Consider the following 19,254-nt stretch of genomic DNA (forward strand, 5'->3'; position numbering starts at 1 on the left):
TCGGGGTAGACGGCCTCATCACTCACGAGGTGTTCGGGGCCTCGGATTCGATCAGGACCGTGAAGGGGCCGTCGTTGAGTGACTCGACGGCCATCTCTGCTCTGAAGCGGCCGGTCTCGACCTTGGCTCCCCGGTCGCGAAGCAGTTGGACGACCAGGTCGACGAGTGGCTCGGCGTCCTCGGGGGCGGCGGCCGCCGACCAGGAGGGGCGTCTGCCCTTGCGGGTGTCTCCGTAGAGGGTGAACTGGCTGACCACGAGCAGCGGCGCCCCCGCGTCGGCGCAGGACTGTTCGTCGCGCAGCAGGCGCAGCTCGTGCAGCTTGCGTGCGACGACCTCCGCCTGCGCGGGGCCGTCCGTGCGGCGCACACCGAGCAGCACCAGCAGCCCAGGTTCGTCGATCTGTCCTACCACCTCGCCGTCGACGCGGACCGACGCCCGGGTGACTCTGGCGGCGACCGCCCTCACCGGAGGTCCGACGGCACGAGCAGACCGTGACGTACCAGCTCGCGGACGGCGGGGAGGCTCGCCGCCGTCAGCTCGCCGACCGGGCGGTCGTGTGCGAACGACAACAGCTCCAGCAGCTCCTCCAGCGGGAGCTGGCCCTGACAACCGGCGAGCAGCGCGGTCGCGGGTTCGTCCAGCTCGTGGCGCCAGCCGGGGCCGTCCATCCGGCGCACCGCGCGGTGCACGGTCTCCCAGCCCTGCTCACCAGGTGTGCTGGCCTGTTCGAGGATCACACTCGGTGCGACCGCCAGCCGGGCGCCCAGCAGCGCCTCGTCGGCGGAGTGCCGGCGCAGCCAGTCGATGCGGTCGAGCCAGCCCTCGGCTTCGATCCCGAGCGGGTCGACGATCGCGTCCCGTACGTCCTCGCACAGCACGGTGGCGTCGGTGGCGCTGGTGCGGCGCAGGGTGATGAAACCGAAACCGACGGCCTCCACCCGGTGCGAGTCGAACCAGGCCAGCCACTCCTCGGCCTCGCGCCGTCCCCCGGGGGAGGCCGGGTCGATGCCGGAGTCGCGCAGCCACGTCCCGACATAGAGCGCGGGGTCGGCTTCCTCACGCTGTACGAACCACGCGTCGACGCCGCCACCGGCGGGCAGCCAGGACGCGACCCGGTCCGGCCAGTCCTCGCCACGCACGTGCAGCCAGCACGCCAGCAGCTGCGCGACACCGTTGTCGGTCAGCAGGCCGGGCAGTGAGCCGACCAGCCTGGCCGCGATCCCGTCGCCGGCGAGGCCGGAGTCACGGTAGGTGTGCCGGACCCTGGGCGGGCCGACCACGAACGGCGGATTGGTCACGATCTGGTCGAACCGCTCGCCCGCGACCGGTTCGAGCCACGACCCGCCGCGCAGGTCCACCTCGACGCCGCTCAGCGCGAAGCCGGCCGCCGCGAGCGCCAGGGCGCGAGGGTTCACATCGGTCGCCACCAGGGAGTCCGCGTGCCGGCTGGCGTGCAGCGCCTGCACACCACAACCGGTACCCAGGTCGAGCAGCCGGGCGGCCGGGCGGCGGATGGTCGCCGACGCGAGGCTCAGCGACGCCTGGCCGACCCCGAGGACGTGGTCGCCGTGCAGCGACCGGGCCGCACCGGCGATCCGGTCCAGGTCGGAGACCACCCACCACGAGCCGTCCTCGTCACCGTGCGGCCGCACGTCCAGTGCGGCCGCGACCTCGTCGTCCGACGTGGCCCGCAGCAGCCCGGCGGCCACCGCGTCGGACAGCTCGACCGGCCCGAGCGCCTTGGCGACCTCGACACCCGGCTCGGAGTCCCCGAGCAGGAACAACCGCACCAACGTGCCGAGGGCACCGCCGTCCCGGCTGGCCAGTCTCGCCGGCACCGGTTCGTCGCGGCCCAGTGCGTTGTGCGCGGCCTCACCGAGCAGCGCGGGCACCCCGTCCACGTCGTAGCCGGCACGGTCGAACGCCTCGCGCAGGCCGGCGCACAGTGCCGGAGTCAGATCGAGAGCCATGCCCGTGATCCTGTCATCAGCCCCGGTGGGACCAGGCGTGCGGTCGACGACGGGCGGCGGTGGTCGTGGGATGCTGGACCCATGACGAAGGTGTTGTGTCTGGCGCAGGATCCGTCGGCGGACGACCTGCTCACCAGCAGTCCGCTCGCCTTGTTGTTCGGAATGTTGCTCGACCAACAGATTCCGATGGAGAAGGCGTTCCGAGGCCCCAAGGATCTCGCGGACCGGATGGGCACGCTGGACGTCCGGCAGGTCGCGGACACCGACCCCGAGGCGTTCGCGGCGCTGGTGGCGCAGCGGCCCGCGATCCACCGGTTCCCCGGTTCGATGGCGAAGCGGCTGCAGACCCTCGCCCAGTACCTGATCGAGCACTACGACGGCGACGTCGCGACCATCTGGACGCGGGACGAACCGGACGGTGCCGAGGTGCTGCGCAGGCTCAAGGCGCTGCCCGGTTTCGGGGAGCAGAAGGCGAAGATCTTCCTCGCGTTGCTGGGCAAGCAGCGGGAGGTCACGCCCCGGGGATGGCGCGAGGCCGCCGGCACCTACGGCGAGGACGGCGCGCGCCGTTCCGTCGCCGACGTCGTCGACCAGCAGACCCTCGGTGAGGTCAGGGCCTACAAGCAGCAGATGAAGGCCGCGGCCAAGGCCAAGGGGTGATCTGAGGGGCGAAGTGGGATGATGGCGGCACAACAAGGGTGGGAGATGCGTCATGAAGAACTCTGAACCGGAGGACGCACCGGCCCTCATCACCGACGCGCCCACGCCGTACGAGGAAGAGTTCGCGGCCCGGCGTCGTCGGTACTCGATCATGATGTCCATGCGGGTGCCGTGTCTGGTGTTGGCGGCCGTGTTCTATCAGACCCCGTGGCTCGCGGCGGCACTGATCATTCTGTCGATCCCGCTGCCGTGGTGCGCGGTGCTGATCGCGAACGACCGGCTGCCGCGCAAGTCCTCGGCGTTCCGTCGGTTCGACACCGACAAGAAGGAACTCGAACCGGGCGATCACCGGGTCATCGACGGCTGAGAAACTCCTCCCCTCCTGGCGGTGGCCGGGAGTGCAGCGGCATCATGGACCGGTGAGCACCTCGACGCAGACCCGGCCCGATGTCGACACCCGCCCGGAGGGCACCGACTCCACGGGTGACGACACCCCGAAGATGTTCCACTACGTCCGCAAGAACAAGATCGCGGAGAGCGCGGTCCTTGGCAACATGGTGGTGGCACTGTGCGGTGAGACCTTCCCGGTCACCCGCTCGCCCAAGCCCGGTTCCCCGGTGTGCCCGGACTGCAAGAAGATCTTCGAGTCCCTGCCGCCCGGCGGCGAGGAGTAACCGGGCGGACCCAACGGCTACGGCGCGGGCGCGTCGTTCTGCTCGACGCCGAGCCGTTCGGCCATCTGGCGCAGACCCAGGAGGCGCTGGAGCCGGTGTCGGCGCTGCGTCGGTGACACCGGCCAGACCTCCTGGATCGCGTTGTTGAGCTGCGCGCCGAGTACGACGGCGAAGCCGATCAGGAATGCGAACAGCAGCAAGGCGATCGGGGTCGCGAGCGCACCGTAGGTGTAGCCGGTGTTGGCCAGGGCGCCGATGTAGATCCGCAGCCCTGTGGTCGACACGACGAACACCACCATGGCCAGCGCGGCACCCGGCAGTAGCCGCCACCAGGGCAGGCTCAGCGGCAGCGCGGCCTTGTACAGCGTCGTCAGGCCGAGCACCAGCACGACGACGACCACCGGGTAGTAGAACGTGTTGATCAGGCTCAGCACGGCCGGTGTCCACGACGTCGGCAGGACCCGCCCCAGCAGCTCCGGGCCCAGCGTCAGCAGCGGCAGGGTGACCACCGCGAGCACGAGCGCCACGATGTAGATGAGCAGCGCGAACACCCGCTGCCACACCGGATGGCGCACGCTGTACTGCTCGTGCGCGAAGGTGATCGAGTCGACCAGTGACGAGATGGCCGAGGAGCCGGCGAACAGCGCGATCGGGAAGCCGATCGAGATGATGTCGGCCCGGCCCTTGCTCAGGATGTCCACGACCGTCGGTTCGATGAACTGGCTGACGACCTCGTGGTTGAAGATCGTGTCGGCGAACCGGATGATGCCGTGCTGGACCGTGGTGATCGACTCCGGTCCGAACCACCCGGCCACGTAACCCATGCTGCCGAGCAGACCGAGCAGCAGCGGCGGCAGCGACAGGGTCTCCCAGTAGGCGGCCTGTGCCGCCATCGCGAAGATTCCGTCGTCCCACGACTTGGACAGGGTTCGCGCCGTGAGTCTGCGCACGGGCGATCCGGTGGTCGGTAACGGCTCCCGGGTCGCCCCGTCACCGTCCTCATCGCGCGGCTGCGTTCTCATGACACGGCCAGTGTGCCCCGGCGAGCCCGATTCATCGAGTTACACGCCAGGACGCGCCGAGGAAACCCCGGGAAGCGGTCCCGGGCAGGGGAGCACGACGCTCGGCGGGACCCAGAGCCGGGCACTGAATCTCCCGCCTCGGGAACGCTCTAAACTCTCCTTACCTTCGTCGCTCCCTACCGGTGTGTCTCTCCCGCCGCGATCGTCGAGCGAAGGCGTGTTGGTCAGTGTCCTGGCGTGGCAGCGCAGCCACGTCGTGACGCGGTCGTGTCCTGCCTGGTCACGCAGCGGAGAGGAGTCGTGTGTCCGAGCCCGTCTCAGGAACACCGAGCCAGAAGACCCCAGGACTGCGGAGTTGGCAGCGTCGAGCACTGACCCGCTACCTGACGGCCAAGCCACGGGACTTCCTCGCCGCGGCGACCCCGGGCGCGGGTAAGACCACTTTCGGGCTACGGATCGCCGCCGAGCTGATGGCCGACCGCACCGTGAGTGCGGTGACCGTGGTCACACCGACCGAGCATCTGAAGTACCAGTGGGCGGAAGCGGCGGCCCGCGCCGGCATCGCGCTGGACCCCGAGTTCCGCAACACCAGCGGCGCCACGTCGTCGGCCTATCAGGGTGCTGTTCTGACCTACGCGCAGGTCGCGGCCCACCCTGTGCTGCACCGCGCCCGCACCGAGGCGCGACGGACCCTGGTCATCCTGGACGAGGTGCACCACGCGGGTGACGCGAAGTCCTGGGGTGACGCGGTCCGCGAGTCGTTCGAGCCCGCCACGCGGCGGCTGGCGCTCACCGGGACCCCGTTCCGGTCGGACGACAACCCCATCCCGTTCGTGACCTACGAGCCGGACGGTGAGGGCGTCCTGCACAGCAAGGCAGACCACTCCTACGGCTATTCCGACGCGTTGCGCGACGGGGTCGTGCGGCCGGTGGTCTTCCTCGCCTACTCGGGTCAGGCCAGCTGGCGGACCAGCGCGGGCGAGGAGTTCACCGCCCGGCTGGGTGAACCGCTCACCGCGGAGCAGACGGCGCGCGCGTGGCGCACCGCGCTGGACCCGGCGGGCGAATGGATCTCCTCGGTGCTCGCCGCGGCCGACACCCGGCTCTCCCAGCTGCGTGCCGGGGGTGTGCCGGACGCGGGCGGCCTGCTGATCGCCACCGACCAGACCACCGCCCGTGCGTACGCGGCGCTGTTGACCCGGCTGACCGGGGTGCCGCCGGTGCTGGTGCTGTCCGACGAAGCAGGCGCCTCGGCCCGCATCGCCTCGTTCGGGGCGTCGAACGAACGCTGGCTGGTCGCGGTGCGGATGGTGTCCGAGGGCGTCGACGTGCCGAGGCTGGCGGTCGGTGTCTACGCGACGAGCGCTTCGACGCCGCTGTTCTTCGCCCAGGCCGTCGGCCGGTTCGTCCGGGCACGGCGTCCGGGGGAGACGGCGAGTGTCTTCCTGCCGAGTGTCCCGGCCCTGCTGGAGCTGGCCTCGGGGCTGGAGAAGCAACGCGACCACGCGCTGGGCAAACCGGACCGCCCGAAGGAGGGCTGGGACGACGAGCTGCTCGCGCAGGCGCAGGCGCAGCGCGACGAGCCAGGTGAGGACGAGAAGGCGTTCACCTCGTTGGGTGCCGACGCCGAACTCGATCAGGTGATCTACGACGGTGCCTCGTTCGGCACCGCCGCGTTCGCCGGGTCCGACGAGGAACAGGAGTACCTCGGCCTACCGGGTCTGCTGGAGCCTGACCAGGTGCGGGCACTGTTGCAGCAACGTCAGCAGCAGCAGGTCGCGGATCGGACCACGGCGGCTGCTTCGGCCGCTGCCGCCGCTCCCGCGCGGTCCTCGGTCGCCGAACGGCCCGAGTCGATGCATCAGCGGCTGTCGGGGCTGCGCAAGGAGCTGAACACGCTCGTCGCGCTGCATCATCACCGCACCGGTAAGGCGCACGGGATCATCCACGGGGAGCTGCGGCGCTCCTGTGGTGGGCCGCCCACCGCCATGGCGAGTGTGGAGCAGCTGGAGGAGCGGATCGCGGCCCTTCGTACCTGGCGGTGAGTGGGTGGCCGGCGGTTCGTGGGTGGCTGGGTTTACTACCTCGTGAGTGGCAAGTGGTCCTATAGCAACCCTGGGCACTCACGACGATAAAGCTGTCGTGAGTGCCCAGGGTTGCTACGCCTTCGGCGCCCCTTCGGGGTAGAACCACTTGCCACTCACGGGAAAGACAGCAGGGCGGGAACCTGGTCGGTTCCCGCCCTGCTTGGTTGGTCGGTAGAGGGTGTCAGCTACCTGACTGTAGGTCGACCGACATCTCGCGCAGCTTCGCCTCGTGAGCGTGCGCGTGATGACCACAGAACAGCAGCTCTCCGCCGGACGGAAGTACCGCCCGAACCTTTGCGGCTGCTCCACAGCGGTCGCAGCGGTCGGCGGCGGTGAGCTCGGGCCGGACGACAAGTGTTCCTGGCATGGCAGCCTCCTCCGTCTCCGACACCGGTATGGTCCGGTGCCCTCGTGCGGGACGTCACCGCGCAACCGCGGTGCTGTCACTCTTCCAGACGTTCGAGCCCCCCGCACGTGTTCCCGGCAATGACGCGATGTCCGTCACGGTCATCGTGTGTGCTGGGTAACACAGCGAGCGTCCAACTGACTACACGTTGATGATGCGTCCTGACGCTATATCCAGGCAATACGGCAATAGCGGTAACAAGACGTGGCGAAATGGTTCCTCTGGGTGAGCTTCCGAGCTCAGGGCAGGGAACGCCGGTCTGCGCAAAAGTTCTTCCCATTTTGCGCGTGTCGAGGTGTCGGTGAGTCCCTCACCGACGCGACCTTCCCAGTATGTGGATGCAACTTCCGGTGTCGAGATGTTCGACCGGGGTGAGCCGGGAGCGGTGGACTGGTTGCGTCGACCGGTGCGGCTCGGTTGTCCGGCAGGTGTCGTGAAGGTGTCTTACTGCCGTCTGGCGCGCCCAGTGGCCGCGCTGGACGGTTCTGCGGCCGAGAGGCTGGAGGGACGCGCAGCGGCCCGCACAAGCGCTTGTGCGGCCCGTTCCCGGCCTGGTGCCAGCTGGCGGTGTCAGCTGACCGACTGCAGGGCGACGGCGAGCTCGCGGAGGCGGTTCTCGTGGGCTCGGGCGTGGTGGCCGCAGAACAACAGGTCGCCGCCGTTGGGGAGCACGGCGCGGACCATGGCTCGAGCACCGCAGCGGTCGCACCGTTCGGCGGGCGACAGGGGGCGGGTGTCGGAGAGTGATGGGGCCTCGAGGGCGGACATCGGCTCCTCCGTTCGGTTCGGGGTGATGCCTGGAAAATCGGTACCGCGAGTAACTCTGTTACCGGGCGGGCGGCGAACCGCTCGGTCGGGTGACGACATGACGAAGGCCCTTCCGGTCGGCTCCAGGAGCCGACCGGAAGGGCCTTCGGGACGTGCCGGGTGCGTCTAGTCCAGGTAGTCGCGCAGCACCTGGGACCGCGACGGGTGGCGCAGCTTCGACATGGTCTTCGATTCGATCTGCCGGATGCGCTCGCGCGTCACCCCGTAGACCTGGCCGATCTCGTCGAGCGTGCGCGGCTGGCCGTCGGTGAGCCCGAACCGCAGGCGCACGACGCCGGCCTCACGCTCGGACAGCGTGGCGAGCACGGACTGCAGCTGGTCCTGCAGGAGCGTGAACGACACGGCGTCGACGGCCACGACCGCCTCGGAGTCCTCGATGAAGTCACCGAGCTGGCTGTCGCCCTCGTCGCCGATGGTCTGGTCGAGCGAGATGGGCTCCCGGGCGTACTGCTGGATTTCCAGCACCTTCTCCGGGGTGATGTCCATTTCCTTGGCGAGCTCTTCGGGGGTCGGCTCGCGGCCGAGGTCCTGGAGCAGCTCACGCTGTATACGGCCGAGCTTGTTGATGACCTCGACCATGTGCACCGGGATACGGATGGTGCGGGCCTGGTCGGCCATGGCGCGGGTGATGGCCTGACGGATCCACCACGTGGCGTAGGTCGAGAACTTGTAGCCCTTGGTGTAGTCGAACTTCTCGACCGCGCGGATCAGACCGAGGTTGCCCTCCTGGATCAGGTCCAGGAACGCCATGCCGCGGCCGGTGTAGCGCTTGGCCAGCGAGACGACGAGTCGCAGGTTGGCTTCGAGCAGATGGTTCTTCGCCCGCTCACCGTCACGCACGATCCAGCGCAGGTCGCGGTTCATCTGCGACGCGCTCTTGTCCTCGGCGGTCTTGCGCAGCCGCTCCGCCGCGTAGAGGCCGGCCTCGATCCGCTTGGCGAGCTCGACCTCCTCCTCGGCGTTGAGCAGGGCGACCTTGCCGATCTGCTTCAGGTAGGCACGGACCGAGTCGGCGGACGCGGTGAGCTCGGCGTCCTTGCGGGCCTGCCGGAGGGCCTCGGACTCCTCTTCGTCCCAGACGAAGTCGCCGGACTTGCGGGACGCGGACGGGCTCGACTTGGACGGTGTGGGCTCGTCGGGCTCGACGACGACCGCCATGCCCTCCGGAGCCGACTCGTCCTCGCCGTCGTCGTCCGAGTCGTCGGTCTCGGTGGTGTTGTCGTCGGTGTCGACGTCCAGCGTGACGTCGACGTCGTCGACCAGATCCTCGGCGTCCGGGCTGCCGTCCAGCTCGAGGTCTTCGCCGTCGGTGGGCTCTTCGCCCTTGCTCGTCTTGGCCTTCACCGTCTTGGCGGCGGTCTTGCTCCCGCCGCGCGTCCGGGTGGCCGTCTTGGTGGCGGTCGCGGCGCCGGCTCGGCGCGGAGTGCGTCGCGCGGGAGATGCCGTGCCGTCGACGGGCGTATCCGGTTTGGTTGCGGGTTCTACGGCTGCCACAGGGGCCCTTTCGCGACGTTTTCGGCTTGGCGAGTGACATTCCGAACTGGCCGGTTGTCCCTCAGCTCTGCGGGTGCCTGCCGGGGGTGTGATCGACCGTCTGGCCGGTGCGCCCGGCGCGGGCACCCTGACATTGTAACGAGCGCATGGCGTGGTGCGCCGTCCTTGGGCGCCCGCGAGTTTCTCCAGTGTCGGGTAAGCGCTTCAATTCCCTGTCGGCGGGCCCGTCGCCGAGGCGTGGGCCTGTGTTCGAATAGGGCCATGAACTCGGATCGGCCGGACCTCGACAACTTGCGGGCGGTGGCCGTCCAGGTCGCCGGTGAGGCCGCTGAGCTGGCCTCGTCGAAGCAGGCGGTGGCGGGCGACGAGGTTCGGACGAAGTCGTCCCGGACCGACGTGGTGACCGCCGTCGACACGGCGGTCGAGGAGCTGCTCCGCCGCAGGCTCGCCGAGCTGAGGCCGTCGGACGCGGTGCTCGGCGAGGAAGCCGGACTCAGCGCGGCGGACTCGTGGGCCGGCGACGACGGGCAGCTGCGTTGGGTGGTCGACCCGATCGACGGGACGGTCAACTTCCTGTACGGAATTCCGTGGTACGCGGTGTCCGTGGCGGTCGTTCGCGGCGACGAGGTGCTCGCCGGCGCGGTCGTCGAACCGGCGTCCGGCCGGGTGTGGAGTGCCTCGCTCGGCGGTGGTGCCACGGTGGACGGCCGGCCGTTGGGCGTGTCGGGGGCCGACGAGCTGGCACTCGCGCTCGTCTCGACGGGGTTCAGCTACCAGGCCGAGCGGCGGAGCAGGCAGGGCGCGCTGGCCGCGTCGCTGCTGTCCGAGGTGCGCGACATCCGCCGTTTCGGATCGGCCGCCCTGGACCTGTGCGCGGTGGCCGCCGGCTGGTGCGACGGCTACTACGAGCACGCCATCAACCAGTGGGACTGGGCGGCCGGCGCGCTGATCGCCCGCGAGGCGGGCGCCGTCGTGCAGACCCCGGACCCCGAGGCGCCGTTCGGGAACGCGATCGTCGCGGCTACGCCGGGGATCGTGGTTCCGTTGACCGAGGCGCTCGTCGCCCTGGGGGCGGCTCGGGTGTAGGGGTGTGGCGGCTGGGTTTACTGCTCGCAGGGGTGTTGTGGCTGGGTGTGTAGTTCTGGCCTGTCCCGCGCGTCGGAAATTTCCGGCAGGGACCCCCCAAACCCTTCGGGCTCGGGGGGCCCGCAACCGGAAATTTGGGCGGCTGCGCCCTCGCTGACGCTTCGGGCTTCGCTGCCCTCGCTAGACGCGCGCTTGCTGCCGCGGCCTGAGAGCCGCCCCTTATGCACTACCCGCCTGCGGCGGAACCCCTTCGGGTGCCTAGCGGGGCCCATTCCTGGAACGTGTGTCACCGCCCACCCGGCGCAAGGTGAGGTGGCTGGTCTGGGATGCGCCTCCCACGACGAACACCTGCACGAGTCCACGAGCCCCTCGGGGGTGGGTGTCACGCCACTCACCGGCTCACCAAACCCGGCACCGAGCACCGGTGAGGCACGGTCCATGGGTGGGCTCCGCGAGTCTCCCCGTAGGGGGTTCAGTGCGACGCACTGTAAAAAACGCAACGGGCGAAGCAGAACGTGAACAGTCAAGCGCGCGTCTAGCGTCGGCAGCGAAGCCGGAGCGAAGCGAACGGCGTAGCCGCCGAAGTTTCCGGTTGCGGGCCCCCCGAGCCCGAAGGGTTTGGGGGGTCCCTGCCGGAAACTTTCGACGCGCGGGGGCCCGCCAGAAAGAACCACAGCTAGCACCGCACGTCGCGTGCCTTCGTCAACAGTTCCGGGTCCGCCGAAGGGCCGGGCGTGTCGGACTGGCTGCCGGGGCCGCTCAGCTGGTCCAGGGCGTCCTTCGCGGCCTTCGACGGGTTCACGTCTCCGAAGAGGGTGCCCACGGCCACGTCCACCGAGTCGTCGGGGCGGTTGTCCTTCAGCAGCTGCACACACGGCAGTACCAGGCTGACCGTGCGCGCGGCGGCGACACCCGCGGTCCCGTACCGGATGCTGCCCCGACAGGTCAGGTTGTCGTTCGGGTAGAGCGGGTCGTTCGTCGGGTCGGCGGCCTCGGTGAAGCCCAGCTCGCCGAGCTGGCTGGCGACGAGGTTGGCCTGCCCGCGCTGACCACCGCCGTTGAGCACCCGGATCCGGACCAGCGACGGCGGTGCGGGCTGTACCTGGTCCAGCGCGGTGGTCGGCTGGGACTGCCCGGGGTCGGCCTGGCCGGCCGCTGCCGGTGGGCAGACCGCGCCGGACGTGCCCTCCGTCGTGTTGCTGAACACGTACGTCCACGTGACGGCGACGACGACCACGAGCACCGAGACGAGGACGGCGGCCGGCTGGACGGCGCGGCGCCGGTAGGCGCGACCGGAGGTCATCCGGGCAGTCCGGAGCGCAGTACGTGCCTGCCCAGCGCGACAAGGGGTGCCACGGCGCCGGAGAGCCCTTCTGCGACCTCGGCGGGCACCGCGCCGTCCTGAACCCTGGCCAGGATGCCCGCGAGGACCACGGCCAGCTTGAAGGCTCCGAACGCGGTGTACCAGGGCAGCGGCTCCAGCGACAGCCCGGTTCCCGCCGCGTAGCGCGCGGCCAGCTCGGCGCGCGTGGGGAACCCGGGCTCGCGGGTGGGGCTGGCCAGCAGGGACGCGTTGCGCCAGATGGCGGGGTCGCCCGGCGACGGCCAGTAGATCATCAGCAGCCCGAGGTCGGCCATCGGATCGCCGAGCGTGGACATCTCCCAGTCGAGTACGGCGCGGATGCGGCCGGGCTCGACGTGGTCGTACATGAGGTTGTCGATCCGGTAGTCGCCGTGCACGATCGTGGACCGCTGGGTGACCGGCAGCGAGTCCGCCAGCTCACCCGCCAGGGTGGTCACCTCGGTGACGGTCGCCGGGTCGACGCCGCTGCCGTCCCGCCAGGTCTCCCACTGGGTGCTCCAGCGACGCAGCTGGCGGGCCATGAAGCCGTCGGGGCGGCCGAAGTCGGCGAGCCCGACCTCGCCCGGGTCGAGCCGGTGCAGCGCGACGAGCACGTCGATCAGCGCGTCGCCGGCCTGGCGCCGGGACGCCTCGTCCGGCCAGGCTGCGGGTGGCTCGGCGAGCGGGACGACGCCGTCGACCATCTCCATCACGTAGCAGGGTGCGTCGACCGGGTCGCCGTCCTCGGCGTGGGCCAGGACACGGGGCACCGGGACCGCGCTGGTCGCCAGCGCGGTCAGCACGCGTCGCTCACGGCCCATGTCGTGCGCCGTGCTGGCGACGGAGCCGACCGGCGGACGGCGGAGCACGACGGCCCCGGCGGCGCTCTCGACCCGGAACGTGAGGTTCGAACGACCGTGTCCGACGCTGCTCAGCGTGCAGTCCCGCCACGCCGGGTCGCCGAGCTGGTCGGCCAGCCAGCGCCCGACCCGGACCGGGTCGGCGGCGGCCTGACTTACAACCTGGTGAGTCACAGCGAGCACCCTAATCGGACGGCATGTGAGTCCTGTGTCACCTGGGGTGTTTACCCCGTGTCGATACTGGGTTCGACCACGGGCGGTGCTGAGTTACCCTCTGCGCCGGACGCGGCATCGAAGTACCTGCGGAGACGGCGTCCGAGCCCCGACAAGCGGCTTGTACAGCAATGAGACGCGCGTCACTCCGTTGCCGGGCACAAATGGTAGGGCTGAGACGTTGTGCAGCGGCACGACACAGGATTGAGTTTGTTGAGGGTGGGAGCAATGGCGACCGACTACGATGCACCGCGCCGGAGCGAAACCGACGATATGGCCGAGGACTCCCTTGAGGAGCTCAAGGCCCGTCGGAACGAAGCGCAGTCGGCGGTGGTCGACGTGGACGAGACCGACACGGCGGAGAGCTTCGAGCTGCCGGGTGCGGATCTGTCCGGCGAAGAATTGACGGTGAAGGTGCTGCCGAAACAGGCAGACGAATTCACCTGTTCCAGCTGTTTCCTGGTGATCCACCGGAGCCGACTGGCCGCGCACCACAATGGCCAGCCCGTCTGCAGGGATTGCGCATAACAGTGATCGGTGTCGGTCAGTTGTCCTGGCCGACGCGAGGATCGCTCTGATCGTGTACCGCCCGGAGGCTCTCCGCGAGCGCCTCCGGGTGACGCACGCTGAACAACCAGTACGGCGTCGGGTCGGCGGGATCGTCCAGGGTCACCTGGACCATCGGGCCGATCCACGGCCGGTGCACGACATAGGCGGCTGGATCGAGCTCCGGTCCCAGCACCGGTTGCTTGTCCTTGGCGGCCACGACCGTGACGGCGGAGATGAACCGCGCCGGCAGTGTGGCGGCCCCGACCGTGAGCACGAGGCCGCCCTCGGTGGCCGGGTTCTGGTCGACGACCTTCACCCTGACGCGCCCGGTGCGCACCATGGCGATCGCCAGCAGCGGGAGCAGAACCACCGCGGGCAACCACACGGGCCAGGTCGGATGGCCGAGCCGCACAGTGATGACGAGTAGGGCGATGACCCCCAGGCCGGGTATCCACCACCACAGCGGCGCCGACAACCGTTCGTCGAACCGCACGGTGCCGGAGGGCGCAGCCGTCGTTGCTCCGTTCAGGTCTGTCACCCCACCCAGGGTAATCTCAGCCGCCGTGACGGGCGGCGAGGGTGTTCGGGTGAGCTTGGTACGACTCGACCCCGGCGTGCCGGTCCCCGGTTACGCCCACCCAGGCGATGCGGGGGCTGATCTCGTGACGACCTCGGACGTCGAGCTCGCCCCGGGCGCGCGGGCGGTCGTCGGCACCGGTGTCGCGCTCGCCCTGCCCGACGGCTACGCCGGGTTCGTCCACCCCCGGTCCGGTCTCGCGGCGCGCGCGGGGCTGTCGATCGTGAACGCGCCCGGGACGGTGGACTCGGGCTATCGCGGCGAGATCAAGGTGTGTCTGATCAACCACGATCCGGTGGAACCGGTGCGCCTGCGCCGGGGCGACCGGATCGCGCAGCTGGTGGTGCAGCGCGTCGAGCGCGTCGTGTTCGACGAGGTGACCGAGCTGCCCTCGTCCGTGCGTGGCGAGGGTGGTTACGGCTCGACCGGTGTCGGTTCGGCTCCGGTCGTCGCACTAGGTTCCGTCGGCGGTGAGGGCTAGTTGTCCGAGCGCGCGCAGGAGGAGCTGGAGCTCGACGAGAGCCCGTCGATGGTCCCGGTGAGGCCGTCGCTCGGGCTGTCCGGCGCCGACGCGGGCCCGTACGACTCCGAGGACCCCGACGCCCCCGACGAGGAGGGCGCCCTCGACTTCGGCTCGCTGCGCATCCCGATGCCCACCAGGGCACAGCTGCAGGTCGAGAAGGGCACCGGTGAGCTGCTGCGCGCGGTGCACGTGCTGGTGCCGTCGGGACGGGTGAGCCTGAGCGCGCTGGCCGCGCCCCGGACCAGCCCCTTGTGGCGCGAGCTGGCCGAGGAGATCGCCACGTCGCTGAGCGCCGACGGGGCCAGGGTCCGGTCGGAGTGGGGGGAGTGGGGCCGGGAGGTACAGGCCGGCTCGAACGGCGCGCTGTCCCGGTTCATCGGCGTCGACGGGCCGAGGTGGATGCTCTACGGCGTGGCGACCGGCCCCGCCGAGGGTGCGGCCGAGCTGGCGAGCACCCTGCGCGAGATGATCTGCGGCACGGTGGTCGTGCGTGGTGTCGATCCGCTTCCGGTCAAGACCGTGCTCCCGTTGAAGCTGCCGGAGCACCTCGAGGAACGGGTCGACGAGGCCCGGCGGCATTCGGCCGAGCGCAGCGACGAGGACGCGTTCGTTCCGCTCGCGCCCGAACCGGCCGCCGACGACGACTGGGATGCCGACGAATGGCACGGTGCGTCCCGGCAGGCCCCACCGGCCGCGCGTGAGCAGATGCGACCCCGGGAGCCGATGTCGCCGCGTGAGCCGGCGGCGGACTCTCGCCGCCAGGACCAGGGGTACCAGCCGGCCGCCGCCGCGTACGAGCAGTTCGGCCAGCCAGCCGCCACGTCGTCCGCGCCGAGGACGGCGCCCGAGTGGAGCTCCGATCAGGTGAGCCGGTCCATCGGCATCCGGCGCTCCGAACTGCGACCCGTGACGCCGCCGGGGCAGCGCCCCGGGGGTCGGCCGAACGCCCTGCCACCCGTCCCGGCCATCACCGAATGGGACACCGCGGGCATTCCGCGCCTGTCCGTCGAATCGACCTGGACCATGGCGACGCCGGTGGTCAGCGCCGATGCGGTCGAGCACCAGCCCGCGTGGGCGCGGCTCACCGATGCCCCGTCGTTCTGGCCCGATCCCTATCCGGCGAGAGGCCCCGCCGTCCCGGGGCCGCCGGACCGGGGCGCGGTGGACGACACCCGCAGGCCGCCGCCTCCGGCGGCACCGCCGTACCAGCCCCCGCCCGCGCCCCGCCCGCCGTTGCGGAGCGACCCCCTGGCCCCCGACCCGTGGTCGGTGTCCTCGGACGACCGGGCGCCGGAGCCCTCGGAGCCGGAGCCGTCGGACTCGCTGCACAACTGGCTGACCAACGACGCGTCGCTCAGCCAGGACCGGCTTCCCCGGGTACCCCGGCGAGGCCGCCACCGTCGCCCCGACTAGATGTGTGTTGCCTCATCGATCCGCCGGTCACATCCGCACCACTTCGCAGAGCCTCGTGTCGCGTCGCAGACACTGCAGCGTCTGCGACGCGACATCAAGATCTGCGAGGTCGTGCGGCGGGCTTCGGGCGTCGCCCCGCGCGTGCCCGCTCCGGCGAAGACTTGTGAGTAGGTCATCCAGCGCCGCCACCGGCGCGGAGCCAGGCGGTGGTGGCGGCTCTGCCGAGGTTCGCCGGATCCGCTCCCAGCTCGCGCAGCGGCATGGTGACGAGCGCCGCGCGCGGCAGGTGGGTGAGCCAGTCCTCGGCGACGGACAGCGGATGGATCGGGTCGTCGGTCATCCCGACGAGGCCCACCGGTACCCGCAGTGCCGTGAGATCGGCCGCGTCCGGACCCGGTGACGCGGCCGCGGCGTCGAGCGAGTCGGCGAGCCCGCTCCCGTGCCCGCTCCACGCCCTGGCCAGCTCGGCGCCGAGCCAGTCGGGCGTCTGGGCCCGGGTCGCCGCCACCGTGGCGGCCAGCCCGTCCCGGCGCACCGCCGAGGCGGTGAGCGACGCCGCGAGCGCGGCGGGAGCGTCCGAGGGCGGACCCGTCCACGCGGGCAGCGCGAGCAGCAGGCCCACGACGGTCCGGTCACCGCGCGACGACCGCGCTGCCGCCCACCGCGCCGCGACCTGCGCACCCAGCGACACACCCCCGACGACCAGGGGAACTCCTCGTTTCGCCGCCTCGTCCAGTGCGTCCAGATAGCTCTGGACCACACCCGCGCCGCTGCCGGGGGCCGGCGCGTGCACGTCGTATCCGAGCGTGCGCAGCGGATCGGTGAACGCGGCTCGGACGAAGACCTCGTCGGAGCCGCTTCCGGGCAGCAGCACGGCGAGCGGCGTGCCGGTACCGAACACGCCGAGGTGTGACGAGCGCATGACATTCATGGTGCCCCAAGCGTTACTTAATGGTCGTTCGGCGAGTTACTGTGGTATCAGTCGGCCGGGTCGGCCGATGACTGCGTCACACCTGGAGCGGGCATGGGATCCACCGATGGTGGCCTCCTGAGAAAGTTCATGCGCAAGCTGACCTCGGACGTCGAGGACCTCGACGCCGATGATCTGACTCGAGACACCGACAAGTCCGGCGCCCAGCGCGCCTGTGACTGCCGCTGCGGGGACGAGGTCACCGTGGTCGGTAGGCTTCGCTCCGTGGAACTCAGTCCGAAGGACGCGGCCGCCACACTCGAAGCCGAGCTGTTCGACGGTACCGACGGTGTCACCCTGATCTGGGTCGGCCGTCGGCGGATCCCCGGCATCGAGCCGGGGCGTCGGATCAAGGTTCGGGGCCGAATGGCGATCCGCAACGGCCGCAAGGTGCTCTACAACCCCTACTACGAACTGCGGCAGGCCTCGTGACGGGCCGGCACACCCGTCAGGACAGCTCTCCGGCCACCGCCTCCGAAACCGAGACGGAGACCGCCGCACCGCCCACGCCGACCATCCTGGAACAGATGGGTGGCATCCCCGGGATGATCTACTCCGCGGTTCCGGTCGTGGTGTTCGTGCTGGTCAACTCGGTGAGCTCGCTGACACCGGCCCTGATCGCGGCGATCGGCGTCGCGGTGGCCATCGCCGTGTGGCGGCTGATCCGCAAGGAACCACTTCAGCCCGCCGTGTCGGGTCTGTTCGGGGTCGGGATCGGCGCGTTGATCGCCTATCGCAGCGGCGAGGCACGCGACTTCTTCCTGCTCGGGATCTGGTACAGCGGCCTGCTCGCGGTGGTCTTCCTCGGCTCGGTCCTGATCCGCTGGCCGCTCGCCGGCGTGATCTGGCACGGCATCAACGGCGACGGCCAGGGCTGGCGCGCGGACCGGGACCTGCGGAAGGCCTACACGTTCGCGACGCTGCTGTGGGGCTTCATGTTCGCCGTGAAGTTCGGCGCCCAGCACTGGCTGTACGACGCCAACCAACCCGGCTGGCTCGCGGTCGCCAGGATCGGCGGCTACGCGCTCACCGCTCTGGCGCTGCTGGGTACCTTCTGGGCCGTGCGCCGGGCGCAGCACCGGTCGGCCGAGGCCCAGCCCGTCTGATCTGTCTGATCTGACCCGTCTGATCTGTCTGATCTGACCGGGCCGCCCGACCGGCGCCTGTTCCTCCGGCTCAGCTCTCCCGCTGGTTCAACGCAGCCCGGACGTCTTCCTCGACGTCCGGGCTGGCGACCAGCAGCAGCTCGTCGAGTCCTTCGAGCGAGTCGTCACCCTGGGGGACGATGACCCGGCCGCCGCGCAGGATCACCAGCAGCGCGGAGTCGGTCGGCAGCCTCAGATCGCGCACCGGCCGCCCGGCGAGCGGGGTCGCCTCGGGCAATGTCACCTCGACCAGGTTGGCCTGGCCCTGGCGCAGCGTCATGAGCCGCACCAGGTCACCGACGCTGACGGCTTCCTCGACGACCGCGGCGAGCATGCGGGGGGTCGACACCGCGACGTCCACACCCCAGGTCTCGTCGAACAGCCACTCGTTGCGCGGGTCGTTGACCCTGGCCACCACGCGACGGACCGCGAACTCCATCTTCGCCAGCAGCGACACCACCAGGTTGACCTTGTCGTCCCCGGTGGCGGCGATGACCACGTCGCAGCTCTGCAGACCGGCCTCCTCCAGGGAGGCGAGCTCGCAGGCGTCCGCGTTGACCCACTCGGCCCGCTCGACGGTCTCCGGTTCGATCGCCGAGAGGTCCCGCTCGATGAGCATGACCTCGTGCTGGCTGTCGAGCAGCTCGGCGGCGATCGACCGACCGACGGCGCCGGCACCCGCGATGGCGACGCGCATGGTGCTCATCAACTCCCCTCGGGTTCGGCTGCCGCGGCCACGGTGACATCACTCACGGTGCCCGACACGGCGGTCACGTAGATGGTGTCCTCGGCCTGGATCACGGTGTCTTCGTTGGGTAGTACCCCCGCGCCGAAACGCAGGATGAATGCGACCCGACACCCGGTTGCCTCTTCGAGCTCGGCGATCGGATGGCCCGCCCAGCCCTCGTGAACCGGCAGGGGCAGCACGGCCACTGTGCCGGACGGATCGCGCCAGGCACTCGCCACGCCGTCGGGCAGGAGCATCCGCATGAGCCGGTCGGTCGTCCACGGCACGGTCGCGACGGTCGGGATGCCGAGGCGCTCGTAGACCTCGGCTCGTCTGGCGTCGTAGATCCTGGCGACCACGCGCTCGATCCCGAACGTCTCCCGCGCGACCCTGGCCGCGATGATGTTCGAGTTGTCGCCGCTGGACACGGCCGCGAACGCGGAGGCCTCCTCGACACCCGCTCTGCGCAGGACATCGCGGTGGAAGCCGATGCCGCACACCTGTTCGCCTCTGAAGTCGGCGCTGAGTCGGCGGAAGGCCTTGGAGTCCCGGTCAATGACCGCTACCTCATGACCCTGCCGCTCGAGGCCGGCGGCCAAGGCCGACCCGACCCTCCCACAGCCCATGATCACTACACGCACGGAAGCAGTCTCCCTCTCGAGTCCCACGTTCGGCGGAACGGTACAGCGAATTCTTGGGGCCAGCAC

General features: G+C 70.4%; 22 protein-coding genes. 10 read left to right on the forward strand and 12 right to left on the reverse strand.

The genetic code is table 11. The annotated features are described in order from the left end of the window. Positions 1-22: 22 nt before the first annotated feature. Both dtd and G406_RS0104270 read right to left on the reverse strand, forming a co-directional pair. Positions 23-466 (reverse strand): D-aminoacyl-tRNA deacylase, encoded by a 444-nt coding sequence (dtd, locus tag G406_RS0104265; protein WP_028932854.1) that lies wholly within the window; start codon positions 464-466, stop codon positions 23-25. Further along, positions 463-1,971, reverse strand: coding sequence for a DUF7782 domain-containing protein (locus G406_RS0104270; RefSeq protein WP_028932855.1), 1,509 nt, complete (start codon positions 1,969-1,971; stop codon positions 463-465). Before G406_RS0104270 ends, dtd begins: the two co-directional genes overlap by 4 nt. A gap of 81 nt (positions 1,972-2,052) precedes the next feature. Between G406_RS0104270 and G406_RS0104275 the strand changes: the two genes are divergently transcribed. From G406_RS0104275 to G406_RS0104285, 3 genes are read left to right on the forward strand one after another with little or no spacing between them, the layout of a single operon-like run. After that, positions 2,053-2,631 carry an HhH-GPD-type base excision DNA repair protein gene (locus tag G406_RS0104275; protein ID WP_028932856.1) on the forward strand — a complete coding sequence of 193 codons (579 nt, stop codon included), beginning with the start codon at positions 2,053-2,055 and terminating at the stop codon, positions 2,629-2,631. 52 nt (positions 2,632-2,683) lie between these two features. Next, positions 2,684-2,998: a DUF3099 domain-containing protein gene (locus tag G406_RS0104280; RefSeq protein WP_028932857.1), complete on the forward strand. Its 315-nt coding sequence runs from the start codon at positions 2,684-2,686 to the stop codon at positions 2,996-2,998. 52 nt (positions 2,999-3,050) lie between these two features. Continuing rightward, on the forward strand, positions 3,051-3,305 hold the full coding sequence (locus G406_RS0104285) for a DUF3039 domain-containing protein (protein WP_028932858.1): 255 nt from the start codon (positions 3,051-3,053) through the stop codon (positions 3,303-3,305). A gap of 17 nt (positions 3,306-3,322) precedes the next feature. Here the strand turns inward: G406_RS0104285 and G406_RS44545 are convergent, their stop codons facing one another. After that, on the reverse strand, positions 3,323-4,255 hold the full coding sequence (locus G406_RS44545; protein ID WP_211241033.1) for a YihY/virulence factor BrkB family protein: 933 nt from the start codon (positions 4,253-4,255) through the stop codon (positions 3,323-3,325). 374 nt (positions 4,256-4,629) lie between these two features. Here G406_RS44545 and G406_RS0104295 point away from each other — a divergent pair, with 374 nt between their 5' ends. Beyond that, positions 4,630-6,372 carry a DEAD/DEAH box helicase gene (locus tag G406_RS0104295; protein WP_051341584.1) on the forward strand — a complete coding sequence of 581 codons (1,743 nt, stop codon included), beginning with the start codon at positions 4,630-4,632 and terminating at the stop codon, positions 6,370-6,372. A 223-nt stretch (positions 6,373-6,595) separates the two neighbouring features. Here G406_RS0104295 and G406_RS55440 read toward each other — a convergent pair whose 3' ends face one another. From G406_RS55440 to G406_RS0104310, 3 genes are all read right to left on the reverse strand, one after another. Then, positions 6,596-6,781 carry a DUF7455 domain-containing protein gene (locus G406_RS55440; protein WP_028932860.1) on the reverse strand — a complete coding sequence of 62 codons (186 nt, stop codon included), beginning with the start codon at positions 6,779-6,781 and terminating at the stop codon, positions 6,596-6,598. A 609-nt stretch (positions 6,782-7,390) separates the two neighbouring features. Next, positions 7,391-7,588, reverse strand: a complete 198-nt coding sequence (locus G406_RS44550) for a DUF7455 domain-containing protein (protein WP_037075116.1) — start codon at positions 7,586-7,588, stop codon at positions 7,391-7,393. Between the two features lie 165 nt (positions 7,589-7,753). Continuing rightward, entirely contained in the window at positions 7,754-9,268 is a 1,515-nt protein-coding gene (locus tag G406_RS0104310) for an RNA polymerase sigma factor (RefSeq protein WP_281172384.1), read from the reverse strand. A 135-nt stretch (positions 9,269-9,403) separates the two neighbouring features. Between G406_RS0104310 and G406_RS0104315 the strand changes: the two genes are divergently transcribed. After that, positions 9,404-10,228, forward strand: coding sequence for an inositol monophosphatase family protein (locus G406_RS0104315; RefSeq protein WP_028932862.1), 825 nt, complete (start codon positions 9,404-9,406; stop codon positions 10,226-10,228). Positions 10,229-10,904: 676 nt separating this feature from the next. On the opposite strand, the gene cei is transcribed toward G406_RS0104315, so the two are convergent. Both cei and G406_RS0104325 read right to left on the reverse strand, forming a co-directional pair. Beyond that, entirely contained in the window at positions 10,905-11,531 is a 627-nt protein-coding gene (gene cei / locus G406_RS0104320) for an envelope integrity protein Cei (protein WP_028932863.1), read from the reverse strand. Beyond that, positions 11,528-12,604 (reverse strand): phosphotransferase family protein, encoded by a 1,077-nt coding sequence (locus tag G406_RS0104325; protein WP_028932864.1) that lies wholly within the window; start codon positions 12,602-12,604, stop codon positions 11,528-11,530. Before G406_RS0104325 ends, cei begins: the two co-directional genes overlap by 4 nt. Positions 12,605-12,871: 267 nt before the next feature. On the opposite strand from G406_RS0104325, the gene G406_RS0104330 reads away from it, so the two are divergent. Continuing rightward, positions 12,872-13,171 carry a DUF4193 domain-containing protein gene (locus tag G406_RS0104330; RefSeq protein ID WP_028932865.1) on the forward strand — a complete coding sequence of 100 codons (300 nt, stop codon included), beginning with the start codon at positions 12,872-12,874 and terminating at the stop codon, positions 13,169-13,171. A 16-nt stretch (positions 13,172-13,187) separates the two neighbouring features. Here the strand turns inward: G406_RS0104330 and G406_RS44555 are convergent, their stop codons facing one another. Then, positions 13,188-13,730 carry a DUF3093 domain-containing protein gene (locus tag G406_RS44555; protein ID WP_245607008.1) on the reverse strand — a complete coding sequence of 181 codons (543 nt, stop codon included), beginning with the start codon at positions 13,728-13,730 and terminating at the stop codon, positions 13,188-13,190. A 49-nt stretch (positions 13,731-13,779) separates the two neighbouring features. Here G406_RS44555 and dut point away from each other — a divergent pair, with 49 nt between their 5' ends. After that, positions 13,780-14,250, forward strand: a complete 471-nt coding sequence (gene dut / locus G406_RS0104340) for a dUTP diphosphatase (protein WP_245607009.1) — start codon at positions 13,780-13,782, stop codon at positions 14,248-14,250. Then, positions 14,251-15,705 (forward strand): DUF3710 domain-containing protein, encoded by a 1,455-nt coding sequence (locus G406_RS53635; protein ID WP_051341586.1) that lies wholly within the window; start codon positions 14,251-14,253, stop codon positions 15,703-15,705. It begins immediately after the preceding gene. Between the two features lie 172 nt (positions 15,706-15,877). On the opposite strand, the gene G406_RS0104350 is transcribed toward G406_RS53635, so the two are convergent. Continuing rightward, the gene (locus G406_RS0104350) at positions 15,878-16,627 is read right to left on the reverse strand and encodes an alpha/beta fold hydrolase (protein ID WP_064742843.1); all 750 of its coding nucleotides are present in this window, start codon (positions 16,625-16,627) and stop codon (positions 15,878-15,880) included. A 102-nt stretch (positions 16,628-16,729) separates the two neighbouring features. Between G406_RS0104350 and G406_RS56490 the strand changes: the two genes are divergently transcribed. Together G406_RS56490 and G406_RS0104360 are read left to right on the forward strand one after the other, a co-directional pair. Further along, positions 16,730-17,107, forward strand: coding sequence for an OB-fold nucleic acid binding domain-containing protein (locus tag G406_RS56490; protein ID WP_028932868.1), 378 nt, complete (start codon positions 16,730-16,732; stop codon positions 17,105-17,107). Beyond that, a complete protein-coding gene (locus G406_RS0104360) occupies positions 17,104-17,781 on the forward strand; it encodes a DUF3159 domain-containing protein (protein ID WP_028932869.1) in 678 nt (225 codons plus the stop codon). The genes G406_RS56490 and G406_RS0104360 overlap by 4 nt, the downstream gene beginning before the upstream one ends. Before the next feature lie 70 nt (positions 17,782-17,851). Here G406_RS0104360 and G406_RS0104365 read toward each other — a convergent pair whose 3' ends face one another. Further along, entirely contained in the window at positions 17,852-18,517 is a 666-nt protein-coding gene (locus tag G406_RS0104365) for a potassium channel family protein (RefSeq protein ID WP_028932870.1), read from the reverse strand. Positions 18,518-18,525: 8 nt separating this feature from the next. Further along, positions 18,526-19,188 (reverse strand): potassium channel family protein, encoded by a 663-nt coding sequence (locus G406_RS0104370; protein WP_028932871.1) that lies wholly within the window; start codon positions 19,186-19,188, stop codon positions 18,526-18,528. Between the last annotated feature and the right edge of the window lie 66 nt (positions 19,189-19,254).

This window comes from Actinospineispora spinosispora DSM 44797, assembly GCF_000429025.1.
Classification (GTDB): domain Bacteria; phylum Actinomycetota; class Actinomycetes; order Mycobacteriales; family Pseudonocardiaceae; genus Pseudonocardia; species Pseudonocardia spinosispora.

What these genes read in the sequence shown, in the direction of transcription:
- G406_RS0104270 (WP_028932855.1), bottom strand. Translation starts at nt 1,971, where the DNA reads ATGGCTCTCGATCTGACTCCGGCACTGTGCGCCGGCCTGCGCGAGGCG.
- G406_RS0104275 (WP_028932856.1), top strand. Translation starts at nt 2,053, where the DNA reads ATGACGAAGGTGTTGTGTCTGGCGCAGGATCCGTCGGCGGACGACCTG.
- G406_RS0104280 (WP_028932857.1), top strand. Translation starts at nt 2,684, where the DNA reads ATGAAGAACTCTGAACCGGAGGACGCACCGGCCCTCATCACCGACGCG.
- G406_RS55440 (WP_028932860.1), bottom strand. Translation starts at nt 6,781, where the DNA reads ATGCCAGGAACACTTGTCGTCCGGCCCGAGCTCACCGCCGCCGACCGC.
- G406_RS44550 (WP_037075116.1), bottom strand. Translation starts at nt 7,588, where the DNA reads ATGTCCGCCCTCGAGGCCCCATCACTCTCCGACACCCGCCCCCTGTCG.
- G406_RS0104315 (WP_028932862.1), top strand. Translation starts at nt 9,404, where the DNA reads ATGAACTCGGATCGGCCGGACCTCGACAACTTGCGGGCGGTGGCCGTC.
- cei (WP_028932863.1), bottom strand. Translation starts at nt 11,531, where the DNA reads ATGACCTCCGGTCGCGCCTACCGGCGCCGCGCCGTCCAGCCGGCCGCC.
- G406_RS0104330 (WP_028932865.1), top strand. Translation starts at nt 12,872, where the DNA reads ATGGCGACCGACTACGATGCACCGCGCCGGAGCGAAACCGACGATATG.
- G406_RS0104350 (WP_064742843.1), bottom strand. Translation starts at nt 16,627, where the DNA reads ATGCGCTCGTCACACCTCGGCGTGTTCGGTACCGGCACGCCGCTCGCC.
- G406_RS56490 (WP_028932868.1), top strand. Translation starts at nt 16,730, where the DNA reads ATGGGATCCACCGATGGTGGCCTCCTGAGAAAGTTCATGCGCAAGCTG.
- G406_RS0104365 (WP_028932870.1), bottom strand. Translation starts at nt 18,517, where the DNA reads ATGCGCGTCGCCATCGCGGGTGCCGGCGCCGTCGGTCGGTCGATCGCC.